The following is a 20828-nucleotide window of genomic DNA, read 5'->3' on the forward strand; positions in this document are numbered from 1 at the left end:
AGCCGTCGCCGATCGGCTTCATCGCCTCGCCCGTCGCCGGCGCGAAATGCCCCAGCAGCACCCCCGCCACGATCGCCGCCAGAACCTGAAGATACAGGTGCGTGTACCAGGGACGCGACGCCGGGGGGAGCGGGTCCGCCGTGGAAACGGTGAGATGCGCCATGATCCTCTCCTTCTTATGGCGATATCCTCGCACGCCGGGGCGGCGGACCAAGGGTGATGCGCTTCGCGCTAGATTCTTGCGGTTTTCCGCCGATCCCACGCCGGTTCCCGCTTTGGCACGTTCGGTTTTCGGCACACGCGGCGGGGACGTTCGTGCAAATTCTTGCATAAGGCACCGGCGGCCGTAGACTCGATCGCGTGAGGCGACCGCATCTTCCCGGCTGGACGTGGTGGGCGCTGGCGACGCTGGCGCTGGCCGCGCTGGCGGGCTGGGCGGCGGCGGGCGCGGCGGAGCGGCAGGCGCGCGCGCACCTGGCGGCGCAGGCCGCCACCGATGCGCAGCTGCGCGCCGCGCTGATCGACAGCGAGATCGCGCGCTTCCGCCTGGTGCCGCTCGCGCTCTCCGACGACCGCGACGTGATCGCGACGCTCGACCGGGTCGAGGGGGCAGGCGACCGGCTGAACCGCAAGCTGGCGGCGCTGGCCCGCGCGACGGGCGCAGCGGCGCTGTACCTGGTGGCGCCGGACGGGCGCGCCGTCGCGGCCAGCAACTGGCGGAGCGCGCGCAGCTTCGTCGGCACCGACTATCGCTTCCGCCGCTACTATCGCGACGCGCGCGACCGCGGGTCGGCGTCGCAATTCGCGCTGGGCATCGTCAGCGGCCAGCCCGGTCTCTACCTCGCCCGCCGGATCGCGCGGGGCGGCGTGATCGTCGTGAAGCTGGAGTTCGACCGCGTGGAGGAGGCGTGGCGGCGGGCGGGGGGAACGACCTACGTCCGCGACGCCAACGGCGTGGTGCTGGTCACCAGCCGCCCCGCCTGGCGCTTCGCCGCCACCCGCCCGCTGTCGGCGGCCACGGTCGCACGGCTGCGCGAGGAGGCCAGCCTGCCGCGTGCGGCGCTGTCGCCGCTGCCCGCCGCCGGCGCCGCGGCGGTGGAGCGCGAGGTCGCCGTCGCGCAGCCCGGATGGACGCTGTCGCTGCGCCGCGACGCCGCCCCGGCGGTCGCTCCGGCACGACGCGCCTGGGGGTCGGGCGCCGCGCTGGCGGTGCTGGCGGGGGCGGCGCTTGCCTGGGGCCTGCGCCAACGGCTCGCTCTGACGCGCCGGCGCACCGCGCAGCTGGAAGCGGCGGTAGCGGAGCGGACCGCCGACCTGACGCGCGAGATGGAGGAGCGCGCCGCGATCGAGGCGCGCGCCGCGCAGCTGCGCGAGGGGTTGCGCCAGGCCAACCGCCTCGCGACCCTGGGCCAGGTGACGGCGGGGGTGGCGCACGAGACGGCGCAGCCCGTCGCCGCGATCCGCACCTACGCGGACACCAGCCTGGCGCTGCTGGACCGCGGCGACGTGGCGACCGTGCGCGCCAACCTGGCGGCGATCCGGCGGTTGGGGGACCGCATCGGCGCCGTCACCGCCGAGCTGCGCGGCTTCTCGCGCCGGCAGGTGGACGAGGTGCGCGCGGTGCCGCTGGACGAGGTGATCGACGGCGCGCTGCTGATCTTGAAGGACCAGCTGCGCACCGTGGCGCTGGAGCGCCCCGCACCCGATCCGGCGCGCCGGGTGCTGGCGGGCCGGACCCGGCTGGAGCAGGTGGTCGTCAACCTGGTGCAGAACGCGATCGAGGCGCTGGCGGCGACGCCGGCGCCGCGCATCGCCATCACCGCGACGATGCGCGGCGACGTGGTGGAGATGGCGGTGACGGACAACGGCCCCGGCATCGACGCAGGCGTCGCGCCGCGGCTGTTCACGCCCTTCGCCACCGCGCGTGCCGACGGGCTGGGCCTGGGCCTCGCCATCGCGCAGGACATCATGATCGACCTGCGCGGATCGTTGCGGCTGGATGGCGCCCATGCCGGCGGCGCGCGCTTCGTGCTGACGGTGCCGGCGGCATGAACGGCGACCCGCCCGTCGCGCTGGTGGAGGACGATGCCGACCTGCGAACGGCGACGGCGCAGCTGCTCGCCCTCGCCGGCTTCGCCGTGCATCCTTTCGCCGACGGAGCGACCGCCGCCGCGGCGATCGACGCGGGCTTCGCCGGGCCGGTGGTCAGCGACGTGCGGATGCCGGGCGTGTCGGGCATCGAGCTGTTCCGCCTGCTGCGCGCGCGCGACGCCGAGCTGCCGGTCATCCTCGTCACCGGGCACGGCGACGTCGCCATGGCGGTGGACGCGCTGAAGGCGGGGGCGTGGGATTTCCTCTCGAAGCCGTTCGACGGCGAGGCGCTGGTCGCGGCGGTGCGCCGCGCCGCCACCGCCCGCGCGCTGGCGCTGGAGAACCGCCGCCTGCGCGCCGTCGCCGGGCAGGAAGCGACCTGGGTGGGCGAGAGCGCCGAGATCGCCCGCCTGCGCGCGATGATCCCGCTGCTGGCGGACGCGGCGCTGGACCTGGTGATCGAGGGCGAGACCGGCACGGGCAAGGAGTTGTTCGCGCGGCTGGTCCATCGCGCCGGCGCGCGCGGGCGCCACCGTTTCCAGCCGATCGACTGCGCCGCGCTACCCGCGGAACTGGCCGGGCCGGCGCTGGTCGGGCGCCACGGCCCGATCGCGCGAGCGCATCGCGGCACCTTGTTCCTCGACCATCTCGACCGCGCGCCGGCCGAGCTCCAGCACCGGCTGGCGCTCTTCGCCGAGCGCCGCGTGGTCGCGCCGGACGAGCGCGAACCCGACGCGGTGGACGTGCGCATCGTCGCCGCGATCGGCGAGGGCGGGCGGGAGCGGATCCTGCCCGAGCTCTACCACCGCCTGGCCGGCGTGCCGCTGCGCGTGCCCCCGCTGTCCGAGCGGCGCGGCGACATCCCCCTCCTCTTCGCCGGCTTCGTCGAGGCCGCGGCGCAGCGGCACCGCCGCGCGGTCCCGGCGCTGGCGGAGGCGGCGCACCGTGCCGCGCGGGGCGACTGGCCGGGCAACGTGCGCGAGCTGGAACTGGCGGCGGAGCGGCTGGTGCTGGGGCTGGAGCCGGCCGCGGCGGGGACGCCGGGGGAGACGCTGCCGCAGCGGGTGGAGGCGTTCGAGCGCGCCGCCATCCGCGAGGCGATCGCCGCGGCGGGGGGCGAGGTGGCGCGCGCGGTCGCGCTGCTCGGCATCCCGCGCGAGACCTTCTACTATCGGGTCAAGCGGCTGGGCATCGACCTGAAGGCGGAGCGCCGGAACGCCGCCGGCTAGGCCGTCTCCTCGCGCACGCGCAGCATGGCGAACGCGGCCAGCAGCAGCGTCGCCGCGGCGAAGGCCATGGTCCAGATCGGCTCGCCGGGGAAGAAGCGCTTCATGATCGACCCCATCACCGTCGCGACCAGCAGCTGCGGCACGACGACGAAGACGTTGAAGAGCCCCATGTAGACCCCCAGCTTGCGCGCCGGCAGCGTGGAGGCGAGGATCGCGTAGGGCATGGCGAGGATCGTCGACCAGGCGATGCCGATCCCCACCTCGCTCAGCAGCAGCCATCGCGGATCGCGGATGACGAGGAAGCTGGCATAGCCCGCCGCGCCGCAGGTCAGCCCGACGACATGGGTGCGCACCTTGCCGATGCGGCGCGACAGGAAGGGGAGCAGCAGCAGCGCGCTGATCGCGGCGACGCCGTTGTACGTCGCGAATAGCACGTCGACCCAGTTTGCGCCCCGCTGGAACGCGGCGCTGGCGGGATCGGGCGCGGCGAAGAAGTCCCGCGTGACGACGGGGGTCGTGTTGATCCACATGATGAACAGCGCCGACCAGCTGAAGAACTGCACCAGCGCCAGCCGCTTCATGATCGGCGGCATCCCGCCGAAGTCGCCGACGATATGGCCCAGCATGCCCGGCGCCCGCCCCGCCCGCGCCCGCGCGACCGCAACCGCGCTGGCGAGGCCGTAGGAGGCGAGCAGCCCGCCGAGGAGAAGGACCTCTTTCTCCAGATCGAGCATGGCGACGAGCACGATCACGGCCGAGCCCGCGGCGATCCACCATCCCCCGTCACCCGGGTCGCGCGCGGCGAGCCGGCGCAGCGCCGTGCCGTCGTCCCCCTCCTCCGCGCCATGGAAGCGCGCCATCTGGTCGGGCGAATATTCCCGCGTCGTCGCCACGGTCCACAGCACGCTGGCGAGCAGCGCGCCGCCGCCGAAGAAGAAGGCGTAGCGCACCGAATCGGGAATCTGTCCCGGCGGCGCCACGTTGCTGACGCCGAGGTGTTCGAGCACCCAGGGGAAGATCGATCCGACCACCGCGCCGGCACCGATGAAGGCGGTCTGCACGCCGTAGCCCGCCGCGTGCTGATCCTTGTCGAGCATGTCGCCCACGAAGGCGCGGAAGGGCTCCATCGAGACGTTCAGCGCGGCGTCGAGCATCCACAGCAGCAGCGCCGCCGCCAGCAGGACCGGCGCTTCCGGCATCAGGAACAGCGCCACCGCGGCGAGGATCGCGCCGGCGAGGAAGTACGGCCGCCGCCGCCCCAGCCGGCCCAGCCATGTGCGGTCGGACAGGTGGCCGATCACCGGCTGCACCAGCAGCCCCGTCAGCGGAGCGGCCACCCACAAGGCGGGCAGATCGTCGAGCGAGGTGCCCAGCGACTGGAAGATGCGGCTCATGTTCGCGTTCTGCAGCGCGAAGCCGATCTGGATGCCGAAGAAGCCGAAAGACAGGTTGAACAGGCCGGCCCAGCCCAGCCGCGGGCGGCGTTCGATCGTCATGGCCTCTTCTCCCCTCCCCTTGCCGGCCGCGTGGCGGTTATCGCCCCCGCGCGCGGCCCTGCGCCACGAAGCGCACCGCCTGCCCGCCGCCGGGGGCGAGCGCCAGCGTCAGTGTATCCCCGGCGGTGACGGGCCGCTCCTCGATCGCGATCGCGTGGCGCTGCTCGGTGCGATAGTCGGCGTTGGGGCCGTCGCGATAGATTTGCGCGACGTAGCGCCGCCCCTTGTCGAGGAACGACAGCGGCACGCTCAGCGTCCGTGCATTCTCGTCGGTGATGCTGCCGAGGTACCAATTGTCCGACGCGCGATCCTTTCGCGCCACCGTCACGTAATCGCCGACCGCGCCGTTCAGCACGCGCGTGTCCTGCCAGTCGACCGGCACGTCCTTGATGAACTGGAACGCGGCCATGTGCTTCGCGTAATTCTCCGGCGTGTCCGCCGCCATCTGCACCGGGGAATAGATGACGACGTAGAGCGCCAGCTGCTTCGCCTCGGTCGAGAGGATCGCGCTGCCCTCCGATCCGGTCAGGCTGAGGACGCCGGGGGTGAAGTCCATCGGGCCGCCCAGCCACTGCGTGAAGAACATGTTCGCTTCGTGCTCGGGCGGGTTCTTGCCCGCCCAGCTGTTGTATTCCATCCCGCGCCCACCCTCGCGCGACAGCCAGTTGGGGTAGGTGCGGCGCAGGCCGGTGTCCTTCACCGGCTCGTGGCTGTCGATGCCGACGCGATACTTCGCCGCGGTCTGCACGACGCGCAGGTGATGGTTCACCATCCACTGCCCTTCGTGCCACTCGCGCTTCTTCGTGCCGTCGGCATCGACGCGCTCGATCTCGCCCGCGTCGGTGACGTAGCCGGTCTTCACCGCGGGGATGCCGTGGTCCTGCGCATATTTGAACGCACGGTCGAGCTGCGCGTCGTAATGGCTGACGGACCCGCCGGTCTCGTTGTGGCCGATGAGGTACACGCCCTTCGCACGGGCGTAGCGCTGCAGCTCCGCGGCGTCGAAGTCCTCGGTCGGGCGGTCGAACTGCATGTCGGTGCCGTTCCCGAACCAGTCGCCGTCCCAGCCGACGTTCCACCCCTCCACCAGCACCCCGGGGATGCCGTTGGCGGAGGCGAAGTCGATGTAGCGCTTCACGTTGGCGGTGGTGGCGCCGTGCTTGGGCCCGCGCGCCCAGCTCCACTCGCCCTTGATCATGTTCCACCACACGCCGACGAACTTGCCGGGCCTGATCCAGCTGACGTCGCCCAGCTTGTTCGGCTCGTTCAGGTTCAGCGTGATGTGGTTCATGTACAGGCCGGGCGCGTCGTCGGCGATCGCGATCGTGCGCCACGGCGTCGAGAACGGCGCGTCGCGCGTCACCTTGGGGGCGCCCGCACCCGGGGTCAGCACCGCCTTCAGCGTGTGGCCGTCCACCTGCGCCAGGTTCATCGCGGAATAATCGACCAGCGCCGCCTCGTGCAGCGCCACGTGCGTGCCGTCTGCCAGCTTCAGCGTCATCACCGTCTGCGCGGTTCCGACGCCCGACAGCGGCGTGTTCGCGTAGAGGTACTCCTCCCGGTTCCACTCATAGGCGGGCTTCCACCACGCCTGCGCCGGCTGCGCGAAGGCGAAGGTGGTCAGCTCCTCCGCGATGTTGACGGTGCCGAGATTGTCTTGGCGGGGGAAGGTGTAGCGGAAGCCGACGCCGTCGTCGAAGAGGCGGAAGGTGACGTCCAGCCGGCGCTTCAGCCGGTTCGCCTCGACCAGCCGGACTGTCAGCTCGTTGTGCCGGTCGCGGATCGTCTTCCACTCGCCGAACGGCTGCGTCCAGCTGGTGTCGACGCTGTCGGTCGTGGTGCCGAGCAGCTTCATGCCGCGGTCCATCTTCGGCGCGTCGGTGAACAGGAAGCCGAGCCGGCTCTCGCCCAGGATCTGCTTGCCGCGGCGCGCGATCGAGTAGGAAGCGCGACCGTCGTTGTCGATCGAGATGGCGAGCGCGATCGACTTGTCGGGCGAGGTGGCACGCGCGACGATACGCGCCTCCGCAGGTGCCTGCGCGACGGTGGCGGTCTGCGCCTGCGCGGTGCCGGCGAGCAGGCTGGAGGCCAGCAGGGCAGCGAGAAGCTTCATGCGTTGTCCTTTCGCGCGACCAGCGCGCCGAACGGCGCCAGCCGCTCGCCGTCGTGGCCGGTTTCGATCAGCACGCCGGTCGCCGCGAACGGCTGCGGCGCGGCGGTCATGTTGAAGGCGCAGACCAGCGTCTCGCCGTCCAGCGTGCGCTCGATCACCAGCATCGCGGCATCGGCGCGCACCACCGTCAGGTCGCCGCGTCGCAGCGCCGGATGCGCCTTGCGCAGCGCCAGCACAGCGCGGGTCCAGTGGAGCATGGAGGCGGGGTCAGCCTCCTGCCGGTCGACGGCCAGCGCGTCGTGGTCCGGCCCGACCGGCAGCCACGGCTCGCCGGCGGAGAAGCCCAGCGCGGGTGCGCCGCTGCGCCACGGCATCGGCGTGCGCGCGCCGTCGCGGCTCAGCGTCAGCGGCCAGTTGGCGATCGCCTCGGGATCCTGCAGCTGCTCGAACGGCACGTCGACCTGGGTCAGCCCCAGCTCCTCGCCGTAATAGACGATCGGCGAGCCGCGTAAGGAGCCGAGCAGCAGCATCTTCATCCGCGCGAACGCCCGCGCCTCGCCGGGCGCAGTCCACCGCGACACCGCTCGCGGCGCGTCATGGTTCTCGAACGCCCAGCTGGGCCAGCCGAGCCCCGGCGTCGCCGGCCATTTTTCCACCGCCTCGCGCACGACCGCGGGGGTCAGCGCGTCGGCGTAGAGGAAGTCGAAGCCGTAGGCGCTGTTCAGCCGGCGCTGCCCTTGCGTGTACAGCTTCATTTCCCGCTCGCTCTCCGCGCCGCCGACCTCGGCCACGGTGAAGCGCGCGTCATATTCGTCGAACAGCGCGCGGACCCGCTCGATGAAGTGCGGGATGTTGAGGTCCGACTGGTTGTGCTTGTGCAGCTGGAAATCGAATGGGCGCGTGCGCACCTTGTTGTCGTCCGGCGCGGGCGGATTGTCGGTCAGTGCCGGGTCGAACATCATGAAGTTCAGCGCGTCCAGGCGAAAGCCGTCGACGCCGCGCTCCAGCCAGAAGCGCGCGATGTCGAGGAACGCCTGCTGCACGTGCGGATGATGGCCGTTCACCTGCGGCTGCTGCGGCAGGAAATTGTGCAGGTAATATTGCCCGCGCCGCCCGTCCCACGTCCAGGCCGGGCCGCCGAAGACGGACTGCCAGTTGTTCGGCGGGCTGCCGTCCGGTTTGGGATCGTGCCACACGTACCAGTCCGCGCGCGGATTGGTGCGGCTGCTGCGGCTCTCGACGAACCAGGGGTGCCGGTCCGACGTGTGCGCCCACACCTGGTCGACCAGCACCTTCAGCCCGAGCGAGTGCGCCTTCGCCGCGAGCGCGTCGAAATCGGCGAGCGTGCCGAAGATCGGATCGACGTCGCGATAGTCCGCCACGTCGTAGCCGAAGTCCGCCATCGGCGAGGTGAAGAACGGCGAGATCCAGATCGCATCGACGCCGAGCGCCGCGACATAGTCGAGGTGCGCGGTGATGCCGGGCAGGTCGCCGATGCCGTCGCCATTCGAATCGGCGAAGCTGCGCGGGTAGATCTGGTAGATGGCGGCGCCCTTCCACCAGGGTGCCCCCACTCGGGACGCATCGGTCGACGTCATTCGTTCTTCCCCATCGCGCACACGGCATATCCGAGCGCGGGCAGACGGACGCGCAGGCTGCCGGGCGCCGCCGTCGCCGCCGCGCAGCCCGTGCCCGCCAGCATCGTCGCCGGCCCCTCGCCCGACACCTCCACCCAGCGATCGACCGGCCGGGTGGAGGTGTTGAAGGCCAGCAACACCTCACGCTCGCCATGGATGCGCGAGACGGCGAGCAGCCCCGGCTTTTCCTCCCGTGCGCGCAGCACCGAGCGGCCTCGCCGCAGCGCGGCTTCCGCGGAGCGAAGCCGCGCGAGCGACGCGATCTGCCGGAACAGCGGGTGGGCGGGATCGAAGTTCGCGCGCGCGGTCGTCGCCGCGGTGCCGAGCAGGCGGTTGTCGTTGTAGCTGGCGACGCGGCTGGCGAACATGTCCTCGCGCGCGTCCTGGTCGTTGCCGTCGCCGGCGAAGCCCTGCTCGTCGCCCGAGTAGATCGTCGGCACGCCGCGCAGCGTCAGCAGCATGGCGTTGGACAGCATCGTGCGCGCCAGCACCTCGGCGTCGTCCGCCTGCGGAAACGCCTTGCGCACGTAATGGGCGAAGCGGCCGTTGTCGTGGTTGCCGGAGAAGGTCGGCAGCGCCAGCGCGGCCGCCTCGCCGCCCTGGTACAGCGCATCGCCGCGCAGCCACGTCTCGAACGCGTCGGTGCCGCGCGTGCCCGCCACCGCCTCGATCACCGCCTGCCGGAAAGAGAAGTCGAGCACCGCGGGGAAGCCGTCGACGCGGGTGTGCACGGCGAGCGGGCCGGGATCCAGCGTGGTGAGGCCGACCTCGCCGAAGATGTGGAAGTTGGCGATCCCCTTCGCCGCGGCGCGTGCGCGCATGGCGGGGACGAACGACTGCCAGAATTCCGGATTGACGTGGCGCGCGGTGTCGACGCGGAAGCCGTCCACGCCGAAGCGGTCGATCCAGCCGCCGTAGACGTCGATCATCCCCTGCACGACGCGGGGGTTCTCCGTCATCAGATCGTCGAGGCCGACGAAGTCGCCCATCGTCGAATTTTCGTTGAGGAACGTGGTGTTGCCGCGATTGTGGTAGAGCGTGACGTCGTTCAGCCACGCCGGCGACTTCGCCTTCTCCTCGCCCCGCGGCAGGTAGGGCGTGTAGGCGTAGGTCGGATCGGTCAGCTTCGCGAAGTTGGCCGCGGTCATCACCTGGTCGCCCGCGAACCCATCGTTGATCGGCTTGCCACCCGGCCCGCCGCGTCGGCGATAGGGATAGTCGGCGCGCGCGCGATAGGTGCAATCGTCGCACTCGCGATAGCGGATCACGTCGGCGGTGTGGTTGGCGATGATGTCCATGTAGACCTTCATCCCCCGGGCGTGCGCCGCCGCGACCAACGCGGCGAAATCCGCGTCGGTGCCGAAATGCGGATCGACATGCTCGAAATCGGTGATCCAGTAGCCGTGGTAGCCTGCGCTCTCCTGCCCCCGGGCCCCCTGCACCGGCTTGTTGCGAAAGATCGGGCCGACCCAGATCGCGGTCGCGCCCAGCTGCTGGATGTAATCGAGCCGGCGGATCAGCCCCTTCAGGTCCCCGCCGTGATAGAAGCCCTTGTGCGTCGGATCGAAGCCGGTCGTCAGCGGCCCGCCGGTCAGACCGCCGCGGTCGTTCGACGGGTCGGCGTTGTCGAACCGGTCGGGCAGCGCGAAGTAGATCACCTCGTCCTGCGGCAGGCGGGCGCGGTAATCCTGCGCGCTGGCGGGCAGGACGCCCAGCAATGCGGCGATGATGGCGGTGGCGATCGCTCGCACAAGGCGTCTCCCTCTCGTGCGGCGCGCTTCGCCGTCGCTCCGCGTGATGCGCGAGGAGCGGCGCGGTGCCAAGCCGGTGACATACGTATTCACCGGGGGTAGGCTCGCCCCTGATGGGGACGAACGACAAGCCCACCTCCTTCGACATCGCGGCGCTGGCCGGGGTGTCGCAACCGACCGTCAGCCGCGCGCTGCGCGGCGACCGCACGGTCAGCGAGGCGACGCGGCTGCGGATCGAGGCGATCGCGCGCCAGCTGAACTACAAGGTGGACCGCAACGCCTCCTCGCTGCGCAGCGGCCAGGCGAAGACGCTGGCGCTGCTGTTCTTCGAGGATCCGCTGCCCGACGGGTCGTTCATCAACCCCTTCTTCCTGTCCATGCTGGGCTCGATCCTGATGCGATGCGCGCAGAAGGGGTACGACCTGCTCACCTCGTTCCAGCAACTGTCCGCCGACTGGCACAAGGATTACGAGGACGCGCGCAAGGCGGACGGGCTGATCCTGCTGGGCTACGGCGACTGGGAGACGTACCGATCGCGGCTGGACGATCTCGTTCGGCAGCAGACGCACTTCGTACGCTGGGGTTCGGTGGAGCCGCATGGCCTGGGCACCGTCATCGGCTGCGACAATCGCGGCGGCGGGCGCGACGTGGGACGCCATCTGGTCGGGCGCGGACGGCGGCGCATCGCCTTCGTCGGCGACGCCTCCAGCCACTATCCCGAATTCCAGGATCGTTATCGCGGCCTGGGCGACGCGCTGGCCGAGGTGGGACTGGCCAACGATCCCGGCCTGCACGTCGATTCGCTTTCGATCGAGCAGGGCGGCTATGACGCGACGCGGCGGCTGATCGCGCGCGGCATCGCCTTCGACGCGATCTTCGCCGCATCCGACCTGATCGCGCTGGGCGCGATGCGCGCGCTGGGCGAGGCAGGACGCAGCGTGCCAAGTGACGTGGCGGTGGTCGGCTTCGACGACATCCCCGCCGCCAGCCTGACGCGCCCGCCGCTCACCACCGTGTCGCAGGATTACAGCCGCGCCGGCGCCGCCTTGGTCGACGCGCTGGTGCGGCAGATCGCGGGCGAGGCGGGCGAGAACGTGAAGCTGCCCGCGCGACTGGTGATCCGGGCGTCGAGCTGAGCGGGAAGCCCCGGGGTTCAAGGGTCGTCATCCGCGGCGCCGGACTCCCGCCTTCGCGGGAGAACGGCTATCCGCGCGCCGGGCAATGCTGCGCGACGAAGGCGGCGTGACCGGGCATCTGCGCTACCTCCCGTGCGGCGAGCTGGTGGACGAGGTCGCAATATTCGACGATCTCGGCATCTGACGGCCCGTCCGCCAGCGGATGCCAGCGTGCCGGGATCGCGCCCTGCCCGATCAGCACCTGCACCCACGCGACTTCGGTGAACAGCTCCTCCTCCTCGCGCCACACCGCCGCTTCCTCGTTCCACAGCGCCAGCTTGGCGGCGAGCGTGTCGGGCGGCGGCGTGTCGCGGCAGGCGGACCAGAAGTCGCCCGGCCGCGCGTTGGCGCGATAGTGGAGGATCAGGAAGTCTCGGATCCGCGTCCATTCCGCGTCCGCCTGCCGGTTGAAGGCATCGCGCTGCGCCGCGCCCGCGGCGGTACCGGGCAGCAGCTTCAGCAGTCGCGCGATCGCGCTCTGCACCAGGTGCAGGCTGGTCGATTCCAGCGGCTCCATGAACCCCGCAGCAAGGCCGAGCGCGACCACATTGTGCGACCACATTTCCCGCCGCTTGCCCGTGGTGAAGCGGATCGGGCGCGGATCGCCCTCCGCCGTGCCGTCGAGGTTTGCCAGCAGGTGATCGGCGGCGCGATCGTCGGACCAGTGCGCGCTGGAATACACCACGCCGTTGCCGGTGCGGTGCTGCAACGGGATGCGCCACTGCCAGCCGGCGTCGTGCGCGGTGGCGCGGGTGTAGGGCAGCAGCGGTTCCGTACGGGCTGACGGCACCGCCAGCGCGCGGTCGCACGGCAGCCAGCGCGTCCAGTCGTCGAAGCCGACGCCCAGCGCCTCGCCCAACAGCAGCGAGCGGAAGCCGGTGGCGTCGACGAACAGGTCGCCCTCCACGCGCCGCTCGCCCTCCAGCAGCAGCGCGGCGACGTTTCCGCTGTCGCGGTCGCGCTCGACATGGACGATCCGCCCCTCGTGCCGCTCCACGCCCCGGGCCTCGGCGAAGCGCCGCAGCATCCGCGCGTAGAGCGCGGCGTCGAAGTGGAAGGCGTAGGGCATTTCCGGCAGCGCGCGGGCGGTGCGCGCCGCGCCGCGCTGCATCCGGTGTGCGCGCGCGGCGAGATCGTTGAGCGCGTGATCGCCGAGCGGCCGCACCCGGCCCAGCGCGCGGGCGCGAAGCCAGGCGTGGTGGAAGGCGTGCAGCGCGGTGTCGCGTCCCACGTCGCCGAAGGCGTGGAGGTAGCGCTCGCCGGGGCTGCCCCAGCCGACGAACTCGATGCCCAGCTTGAACGTGCCGCCGGTCGCGCGCAGGAAGGCGTCCTCGTCCAGGCCCAGCGCCCGGTTGAAGGTGCGGATCTGCGGGATGGTCGCCTCGCCGACGCCGACGGTGCCGATCGCGTCGGATTCGACCAGCCGCACGCGGTAGAGCGGCTGCGGCAGCAGCTGCGCCAGCGCCGCCGCCGCCATCCACCCCGCGCTGCCGCCCCCGGCGATGACGATGGTGCGGGGGGAGAAAGACCGGGGATCGTTCACGCGGAAACCTCCGTTCGGGCTGAGCGAAGTCGAAGCCCACGGGCAACGCTTACCCTTCGACTTCGCTCAGGGCGAACGGAGGTGGGAAGATGGGGTGTGGCCCCCATCCCCCGCGTCCTCAGAAGCGGTACGTCAGGCCCAGATAATAGTCGGTGCCGTAGCGCTGGTAACGCCGCACCTGCCGCTCATCGCCGCCGACATACTGGACGAACTCCTGATCGGTCAGATTCTTTGCCTGCGCCAGGATGGCGAGGCCCTGCAGCGGACCGGACTGGAATTCATACCCGATCTGCGCGTCGAGAATGCCTTCCGACTGCGCGGTGTTCAGCTCCGGCGAGGCCGACAGGCCGCGCACCTCGGCCAGAAAATCCGAGCGGTAGCGATAGGTCGCGCGCGCCTGGAAGCCGTTCTTCTCGAAATAGGCGGTGCCGTTCATCACCCAGTCGGACAGGCCCGGCAGCGTGATCGTGCGCGCCGGATTGCTGGCCAGCCGGATCGCCGAGTAGGTGTAGCTGCCGCTGGCGAACACGCCGAAGCCGTCGAGCGCGGTGGTGATGGCGCGGAACGGCAGCGACACAGTCGCCTCCGCGCCGATCAGCTCGCCCTCGCCCGAGTTCGCCGGGTTGCGGAACAGCCCGAACTGCGCGTTCTGCGCCTGCACGATCGCCTGCTGCGCGGGGGTCAGCGAGGGGAGCAGCGGCGAGAAGTCGTAGATGACCGAGTTGTTCGCATCGACATAGTCGCTGATGCTCTTGAAATAGCCGGTCAGCGCGACGTAGCCGCCCGAGGGGAAGTATTTCTCCAAGGACACGTCCACGTTGGTCGACTTGTATGGCCGCAGCGCGAAGTTGCCGCCTTCCGAGCTGAACGGGCTGTTCGCCGGGTTGCTGCCCAGGCCCACGTTCGCCGGGTTGATCGACACGTTCTGCGAGATGCGCTCCTGATCGATGCGCGGGCGCACCATGGTGCGCGAGGCGCCCAGCTTCACGAAGCCCGACGGGATCAGCTCGACCGACATGGTCGCGCTGGGCAGGACGTTGGTATATTTCACGCCGTCGCCCACGTCGGCCAGCGTCACCACGCCGCCGGTCAGCCCGGCGATGCGGCCGGTGGAGGACTGGTCGGTGTGCACCACCTGCACGCCCAGCGAGCCCTTCAGCGCCTTGCCGCCGGCCTCGCCGTCGATCACCAGCTTGGCATATCCGGTCCAGACCTTCTCCTTGACCGAATAGTCCTTCGCCAGCGACTCCGGCCGATTGTCGAATACCGGGTTCAGCAGATCGTAGATCTTCAGCGGATCGACCGTCAGCATCTGCGGCACGCCCAGGAAGCCGAGCGAGACGGTATCGTCCAGCACCGCGTCCGCGGGCACCGCGACGGAGGTCGGCGTGCCGCTGGCCACGGTGCAGCCCGTCCCGCCGCCCTTGGGGCACAGGAACGAGGACGTGAAGGCGGCGCGCTTCTCGCGCTGCGAGTAGTTGGCACCGACCTCGTAGCCCTTCACGACGCCCAGGTCGCCGAACTCGCCCGCCAGGCTGGCGCGCAGCGACTTCAGGTCGTCGGTGAACTTCGGCCGGTTCAGGAAGCCCGCCTGCACCACCGCCGTCGTGCCGTTATAGCCCCAGCCGCCCGGATCGGTGATCCGGATGACGTTGGTGTCGGCGTAGTTGATCGTCGGCACGATCGAGTAGAGGCCGTTGTCCTGCCGCGTGATGTTGATCGTGTCGCGCGCGCCGGTGCCGTTGTAGCCGGTGCCGGAATAGGTCTCGAGCAGGAAGTCGGTGCGCTCGGCCCGGCTCCACGCGGCGTCGATGTTCAGGTGCGTGGTGTCGGTGACGGCGAAGTCGTTGTTCCAGCCGAAGGAGAACAGGTCCGCCTCGCGCTCCTGATAGTCGTTGCGCTGCACGGTGTAGGCCGGCTGGAACGTCGCGGACTGGACGAAGCCGTCGCGCACGACGACGTTGGTCGGCGCGACGTTGTAGGCCAGCGGGAATTCGATGCCGCGCAGGCGCTGCACTTCGTTGAAGTGGGTGTAGAGCGCGTCGAAGGTGGAGTGGAACTTGTCGCTCGGCTGCCATTCCAGCGTGGCGACGCCGCCGTAGCGCTTCAGCAGGTTCGACTGGACGTAGGGCTTTGCCCCGCCGAGGATGAAGGCATCGCCCTGCGGCGTGGCGACGGTGGGGTAGCCCGCGTCGCCCCACGCCTCGTACTTGTCGTAATTCGTCGGCGCCTCGGTGGCGGCGAGGCCGATGGCGACGCCGAAGGTATCGTCGGCGAACTTGTCGACGAAGGCGCCCGACACGCGATAGCCGATGCGCTTGCCGTCCGGATTGCGCTTGCCGATGTCGTTGTACTGACCGCGCGCCGACACGACGACGGAGCGATCGCGCTGGTCGAGCGGGCGCAGGCTGCGCAGATCCACCGTGCCGGAGATGCCCGCCGCGATCAGCGACGCGTCGGGCGACTTGTAGACGTTGACGTTGCGGAAGAACTCGGACGGGTACTGATCGTACTCGACGCCGCGGTTGTCGCCGACGGTCACCTGTTCGCGACCGTTGAACAAAGTGGTCGAGAAATCGGGGCCCAGGCCGCGGATCGACAGGTTCTGGTCGCGTCCCTCCACGCGCTGCGCGGTGACGCCGGGCAGGCGGGCGAGCGAGTCGGCGATCGACACATCGGGCAGCTTGCCGATGTCCTCCGCGCTGACCGAATCGACGATCAGCGTGGAGTTGCGCTTGATCTCCGCCGACCGCGCCAGGCTGGCGCGGATGCCGGTGACGACGATCTCGCCCTCCTCGGTCGCGGTGGCGGTCGCGTCGGGATTGGCCTGCGCGTCAGGCGTCGGATCGGCGGGCGGCGCGGGCTGCTCCACGGTGACCTTGCCGGTCGGGTTGGCCGACGGTGCGTTGGGATCGGGCGGCGTCTCCTGCGCCCGCGCGGGCGCCGCCGCCAGCATCAACCCGGCGAGCGCGGCCATGCTGACCCGGCTCGCCAGGCGAGCGCGCGTCGAGACGACGAAAATGTGGTGCGAAGCGTCCATGCCATCCTCCCCTGCGCCGGCGCACCGCTCGTGCGGTCGGGCCGGCTTTTCTTCGACGCCTCGCCTAGGCCCGCGCCGGACCTGCCACCAGAATGCAACATACGTATTCAGCGCAGCCGCATATGCGGTGTGGCCGTCGCGCCACAGCGGATCGGGTCAGGCGGCGGTGCCGTCGAGGAAGGTGTTGACCGTCAGCCGCCCCGCATGGGGATCGGCTCCGAGCGCGACGTCGGCGGGGATCGCGGCGCAGTGCAGCGCGTGCGAGCGATAGAGGATGGCGCGATTGAAGCGGCCGTCGTGGCGCGCGACCTGCTCGAACAAGGCGGTGTCGCCGTGGATGAAGCCGGGCGCGGGCATCCCGTGCCGCGCCACGTCCGCGGCCAGCGCGGCGCGATACGGCGCCAGCCGGGCGGCGTCGATCGTCTCGAACCCCGTCGTGCGATGGCGGAAGAAGGCGGTGCCGCTGCGCTCGTCGCGCGACAGATAGTGCAGCAGCGCCAGCCGCGTCGGCGACGTCTCGTCCACGTGCGGCAGGCGCTGGATCGGCGCCAGCGCCGCCGGCGGCGTCGTCACGAGCGAGTAGAAGGCGTCCACGACGGCGAGCGCGGACAGGCCGAACACCTTCGCCGCGACCGGTCTCAGCGCGGCGAGCAGCGGGGCGAGCGTCGGGCGGGGTACGGCCGCGCGGATGCCGGGGTAATGCTGCCCCATCGGCGCGAACGCCAGCATCGCCGCGTCCTCGACCCAGCCGTCGGGATCGGCGACGAAGCCGTCGATCACCACGACCGACTGCCCCTCCGCCCCGTGCGGGATCACCTGGACGCGCCAGTGCGCGGGCGGGGCGGCGTCTGTCATGATGGCGCCATCCTTGTCGCGCCCGCCGGGCCGCCGCAACCCTTGCGCCCGCTCGCACATTGTCCCGGGAGGCCAGGAGGAGGAACGAGGATGAAGCGATTGACCATTCCCGTGCTGGCGCTGGCGGCGCTGGCGGCGTGCAGCGAGCGCGCGGAGGACCATGCGGAGCGGACCGGCAACGCGGTCGCCGCCGACATCGACGCCACCACGCGCAACGTCTCCGACAGCGTGGACCGGCTGGCCGAGCGCTTCGGCGAGCGGGTCGACCGGATCGGCGACCGCGTCGCCGACGATGCCGCCAACCGCGTCGAGGCGCACGTCGGCAACGAGATCGATCGCGCCGCGGACGAGGCGGGCGCGGCGCTGGAGCGCGTCGGCACCGCCATCCGCGACCGCGACGACCGGTCCGGGCGGTAAACTTGTAAGGAATAGACGAGCGCGGTCGTACCGTTTGCGACAAAGACCGCGCTCGTCTTAAACGTTATTTATCACCCCCGTGCGACATCGACCAATGTACGAGGGGGTCACGAATGTTGCATCGAATTCCGGTCAGAGACCTTCGATTGGGGATGTACATTTCCTCCGTCGACTGCTCCTGGCTCGACAATCCTTTCTGGCGATCGCGCTTCCTCTTGAAAACACAGGCCGATCTGGAGCGGCTTCGCCGGTCCGGCATCGCGATGGTGACGATCGACGACGACCGCGGCATCGGTCTCGCGCCGCCGCCGGCCCCCGCCCTGCCCAACCCCTTCCCCGCGCAGGCCGAGTCGCCCGCGCTGGTGGTGGAACGCCGCGCCAATCGCCCGCGCCGGCGCCGCATCGACGAGCTGGAGCGCGCGCGAGAGACCGTGGAGCGGTCCAAGGAAGCGGTGCAGCGCATGTTCAACGATGCGCGGCTCGGCCACGCGGTGCAGATGACTGAGGTCGCACCGCTGGTGGAGGAGATCGCCGCCTCGATCGAGCGCGACCGCTCCGCGATCATCAACGTGACCCGGCTGAAGGACAAGAACGAGTACACCTACCTCCATTCGGTCGCGGTCTGCGCGCTGATGATGAACCTCGCGCGGCAGCTCGGCCTGCCCGAAGGCGAGGTCCAGCAGGCCGGTGTCGCGGGGCTGCTGCACGACATCGGCAAGATGGCGACCCCGATCGAGGTGCTGGAGAAGCCCGGGAAGCTGGACGCCGAGGAGCGTCGCATCATTGAGGATCATCCGTCCGCGGGGCATCGCCTGCTGAAGGACAGTCCCGACGTCAGCGCCATCGCGCTCGACGTGTGCCTGCACCATCACGAGCGCATCGACGGCCGCGGCTATCCCGAGGGGCTGACCGAGGCGGAGCTGAGCGTCCACGCGCGCATGGGCGCGATCTGCGACGTCTACGACGCCATCACCTCGCACCGGCCCTACAAGGATCCGTGGACGCCCGCCGAGGCGCTGAGCAAGATGCTGTCGTGGGAGGGCCATTTCGACCGGCGCCTGCTGACCGCGTTCGTGGCCAGCATCGGCATCTTCCCGACGGGCGGCCTGGTGCGGCTGCATTCCAACCGGCTGGGCATCGTGCTGACCAGCGAGGGCGAGCGGTGGACGACCCCGACCGTGCGCGTCTTCCACGACGTGGTCGCGGGCGCCGCCGTCGCGGTGGAGGACGTGGCGACGCACAACGCCGAGGGCGGCGATCCCATCATCCGCGGCGAACAGGGGGAGACCTGGTTCGGCGACGCGTGGCCGCGAATGCTGGACGACCTGATGGCCGGGCGCGCGCCGCACGCGCCGCTCGCCCGCGGCGTGGAGCAGGCGGCATGAGCCGCGCCACCGCCTCCCGCCAGCCGCTGCTGCCGCAGTGGCTGCGCCGCCCCGCGGACTTCGCTTCCACCTGCGCCGAACCCGGCCCGCGCGAGCGCGCCCGCCGTGCCCGGTTCAACGAGATCGGCGAATTCCTCTTCCACCACGACCTGGAGCTCAGCGAAGCCAATTTCGCCGTCGCCAAGGCGCATCTCGCCGGCGACCCGGCGATCGCCGGTGCGGTCACCGCCATGCTGCGCGAGCACGACCGGCTGACCGACGCGATGCTGGCGCCACTGGCGAGCGGCGGCGACCGCGCGCTCCGCGTCGACGCGGTGGGCGAACTGGCCGAGCGGCTGGCGCGCGAGGCGGCCGAATGCGTGCGCATCATCGCGGCGTCGCAGTCGTCGGGCATCGACTATCGCGCGGCGCTGAACGCCGAGGTCACCGTGCTGTCCAGCGACCCGGTCGGCGCGCTGGACCGGTTGATCGGGCTGACCACCGGCATGGTCGACGCGACGCGCGCCATGGAGGAGCAGCTGGACACCGCACGCCTGGAGGCCGAGCGCCTGCGCTCCAACCTGCGCCGGGCGCAGCGCGAGGCGGATCGCGACCACCTGACGGGCCTGCCCAATCGCCGCCACTCCGAGGCGCGGCTGGGCGCGCTGGTGCCGGGTTCCACCGCGGCGGTGGCCCTGTGCGACATCGACGACTTCAAGCTGGTCAACGACGCCCACGGCCATTCCACCGGCGACCGCGTGCTGAAATACGTCGCGCGGCTGCTGCGGGCGAGCCTGGGCGAAAGCGCCATCGTCGCGCGCTACGGTGGGGAGGAGTTCGTCTGCCTGTTCGAGGACCAGACGGTGGCGGAGGCGGAGGCGCTGATCGAGGCGACGCGCGAGCGGCTGCTCTCGCGGTCGCTGGCCAACCGGACGGACGGCCGCGCGATCGGGCGGGTCACCTTTTCCACCGGCGTCGCCGCCGTCGGCAGCGACACGCGCGAGGCGGTGCGGCTGGCCGACGAGGCGCTGTACGAGGCGAAGCGCGCGGGCAAGAACCGCACGATCGTCTCGCGCCGGATCTCCTGACCCCGGCGGCGGGAAGCCGCCGCCGGCACGCCACCGTCAGCGGCAGGGGCCGTCGTCCGGTTCGTCCTGGGCCTGGTTCTCGCACCGCCGCGCGGCTCCCGGGCGGATGACCGCTTTGTAGGTGTTGCGCCGCCACCGCCGCACGACGTTGTTGCGGATGATGCAGCCGCTGCAATCGGCCAGCGTGATGTGATGGCCGTCTGCCGCGACCGTATTGCCCTCGATCCGGACCCGCGCCAGCGGGGCGTCGCCGGTGGTCGCCATCTGCGTCAGGCCCTGCGTCATCCCCTCCACCACGTTGCCGGAAAGCAGCACATCGGTGACGCCGTTGCGCATCTGAACCGCGTCGGGATGATAGCCGTCGACCCATATACCCGCGCGCGCCAGGCATTCGCGCCTCGTAACGCGATAGACGATGCCGCCGACGGTGGTGCAGCTGCTCGGCTTCGCCATCGTCAGCGCGAAGCGGCTGCGCAGCACCGTCAGCCGCGTGGTGCGCGACGCGATGATGCCGTCCTCGCCGTTGCGCAGGAAGGAGCTGTCCATCACCGTCACGCCCTTCGCGCGATCGAGCACCATCGCCTTCTTCGCATTGGTGAAGGTCGTGCCGGAGAAGGTGACGTTCTGCCCCGTCACGAGCGCCGCGTAGCCGGCCGCGGCGAAGCCGTTGCGCCCGGCCGGGGCCGACACGGTGCCGCCCCGCCATAGCACGCCGCCGCCGGCGATGCGGAGACCCCGCACGATGGTGTCGGTCGCCTCGATGGTGACCGCGGGGGAAAAGGTGCGGTCGATCCGCACGTCGCGGTAGCTGCTCTCGGCAAGCCTGATGGTATCGCCCGAACGAGCCGAAGCGAGCGCAGCCGGGAGCGTCCGCGGAGTCGCGGTGATGATCGCAAGTATAAGCAGTGACACGGAAAATCTCTAGATAGTTGACCCTTTCGCGGGGGCTGCAGCTGTTCTCGTACCGGCCCGCGTCGTGCCGGTGCGAAGCGGGGCGGCGGCGCGGCGGCAAGCCGCTTCCGACGAGTT

Annotated in this window: 14 protein-coding genes and 1 pseudogene; 6 read left to right on the forward strand and 9 right to left on the reverse strand. The window is 70.9% G+C overall.

Annotated features, from left to right (window positions below; all coding sequences use genetic code 11):
* Positions 1-163 (reverse strand): annotated as a pseudogene (locus tag HBH26_RS20905) (C4-dicarboxylate transporter DctA); the annotation flags it as partial.
* Positions 164-360: 197 nt separating this feature from the next.
* On the opposite strand from HBH26_RS20905, the gene HBH26_RS18335 reads away from it, so the two are divergent.
* The gene (locus HBH26_RS18335; RefSeq protein ID WP_168136093.1) at positions 361-2052 is read left to right on the forward strand and encodes an ATP-binding protein; all 1692 of its coding nucleotides are present in this window, start codon (positions 361-363) and stop codon (positions 2050-2052) included.
* Positions 2049-3320, forward strand: a complete 1272-nt coding sequence (locus tag HBH26_RS18340; protein WP_168136094.1) for a sigma-54-dependent transcriptional regulator — start codon at positions 2049-2051, stop codon at positions 3318-3320. The genes HBH26_RS18335 and HBH26_RS18340 overlap by 4 nt, the downstream gene beginning before the upstream one ends.
* On the opposite strand, the gene HBH26_RS18345 is transcribed toward HBH26_RS18340, so the two are convergent.
* From HBH26_RS18345 to HBH26_RS18360, 4 genes are read right to left on the reverse strand one after another with little or no spacing between them, the layout of a single operon-like run.
* Positions 3317-4816, reverse strand: coding sequence for an MFS transporter (locus HBH26_RS18345; RefSeq protein WP_168136095.1), 1500 nt, complete (start codon positions 4814-4816; stop codon positions 3317-3319). The two genes, HBH26_RS18340 and HBH26_RS18345, sit on opposite strands and share 4 nt — an antisense overlap.
* 37 nt (positions 4817-4853) lie before the next feature.
* Entirely contained in the window at positions 4854-6929 is a 2076-nt protein-coding gene (locus HBH26_RS18350) for a glycoside hydrolase family 97 protein (protein WP_168136096.1), read from the reverse strand.
* On the reverse strand, positions 6926-8527 hold the full coding sequence (locus HBH26_RS18355; RefSeq protein ID WP_168136097.1) for an alpha-amylase family glycosyl hydrolase: 1602 nt from the start codon (positions 8525-8527) through the stop codon (positions 6926-6928). Before HBH26_RS18355 ends, HBH26_RS18350 begins: the two co-directional genes overlap by 4 nt.
* Positions 8524-10317 carry an alpha-amylase family glycosyl hydrolase gene (locus HBH26_RS18360; protein WP_420825002.1) on the reverse strand — a complete coding sequence of 598 codons (1794 nt, stop codon included), beginning with the start codon at positions 10315-10317 and terminating at the stop codon, positions 8524-8526. Before HBH26_RS18360 ends, HBH26_RS18355 begins: the two co-directional genes overlap by 4 nt.
* 113 nt (positions 10318-10430) lie before the next feature.
* Between HBH26_RS18360 and HBH26_RS18365 the strand changes: the two genes are divergently transcribed.
* Positions 10431-11453 (forward strand): LacI family DNA-binding transcriptional regulator, encoded by a 1023-nt coding sequence (locus tag HBH26_RS18365; RefSeq protein ID WP_168136098.1) that lies wholly within the window; start codon positions 10431-10433, stop codon positions 11451-11453.
* Positions 11454-11520: 67 nt separating this feature from the next.
* On the opposite strand, the gene HBH26_RS18370 is transcribed toward HBH26_RS18365, so the two are convergent.
* The 3 genes from HBH26_RS18370 to HBH26_RS18380 form a co-directional block, all read right to left on the reverse strand.
* Entirely contained in the window at positions 11521-13035 is a 1515-nt protein-coding gene (locus HBH26_RS18370; RefSeq protein ID WP_338057455.1) for a tryptophan halogenase family protein, read from the reverse strand.
* A 118-nt stretch (positions 13036-13153) separates the two neighbouring features.
* Positions 13154-16075 (reverse strand): TonB-dependent receptor, encoded by a 2922-nt coding sequence (locus tag HBH26_RS18375; protein ID WP_239024923.1) that lies wholly within the window; start codon positions 16073-16075, stop codon positions 13154-13156.
* Positions 16076-16231: 156 nt separating this feature from the next.
* Entirely contained in the window at positions 16232-16930 is a 699-nt protein-coding gene (locus tag HBH26_RS18380) for a DUF6445 family protein (RefSeq protein ID WP_168136099.1), read from the reverse strand.
* A gap of 90 nt (positions 16931-17020) precedes the next feature.
* Between HBH26_RS18380 and HBH26_RS18385 the strand changes: the two genes are divergently transcribed.
* The 3 genes from HBH26_RS18385 (at position 17021) to HBH26_RS18395 (ending at position 19799) form a co-directional block, all read left to right on the forward strand.
* On the forward strand, positions 17021-17347 hold the full coding sequence (locus HBH26_RS18385; protein WP_168136100.1) for a hypothetical protein: 327 nt from the start codon (positions 17021-17023) through the stop codon (positions 17345-17347).
* 113 nt (positions 17348-17460) lie between these two features.
* Complete coding sequence (locus HBH26_RS18390; protein ID WP_168136101.1) at positions 17461-18732, forward strand: HD-GYP domain-containing protein; 1272 nt, start codon at positions 17461-17463, stop codon at positions 18730-18732.
* Positions 18729-19799 (forward strand): GGDEF domain-containing protein, encoded by a 1071-nt coding sequence (locus HBH26_RS18395; protein ID WP_168136102.1) that lies wholly within the window; start codon positions 18729-18731, stop codon positions 19797-19799. The genes HBH26_RS18390 and HBH26_RS18395 overlap by 4 nt, the downstream gene beginning before the upstream one ends.
* A gap of 36 nt (positions 19800-19835) precedes the next feature.
* On the opposite strand, the gene HBH26_RS18400 is transcribed toward HBH26_RS18395, so the two are convergent.
* A complete protein-coding gene (locus tag HBH26_RS18400) occupies positions 19836-20711 on the reverse strand; it encodes a right-handed parallel beta-helix repeat-containing protein (RefSeq protein WP_168136103.1) in 876 nt (291 codons plus the stop codon).
* Positions 20712-20828: the final 117 nt, after the last annotated feature.

It is taken from the genome of Sphingomonas corticis (genome assembly GCF_012035195.1).
Lineage (GTDB): Bacteria > Pseudomonadota > Alphaproteobacteria > Sphingomonadales > Sphingomonadaceae > Sphingomonas > Sphingomonas corticis.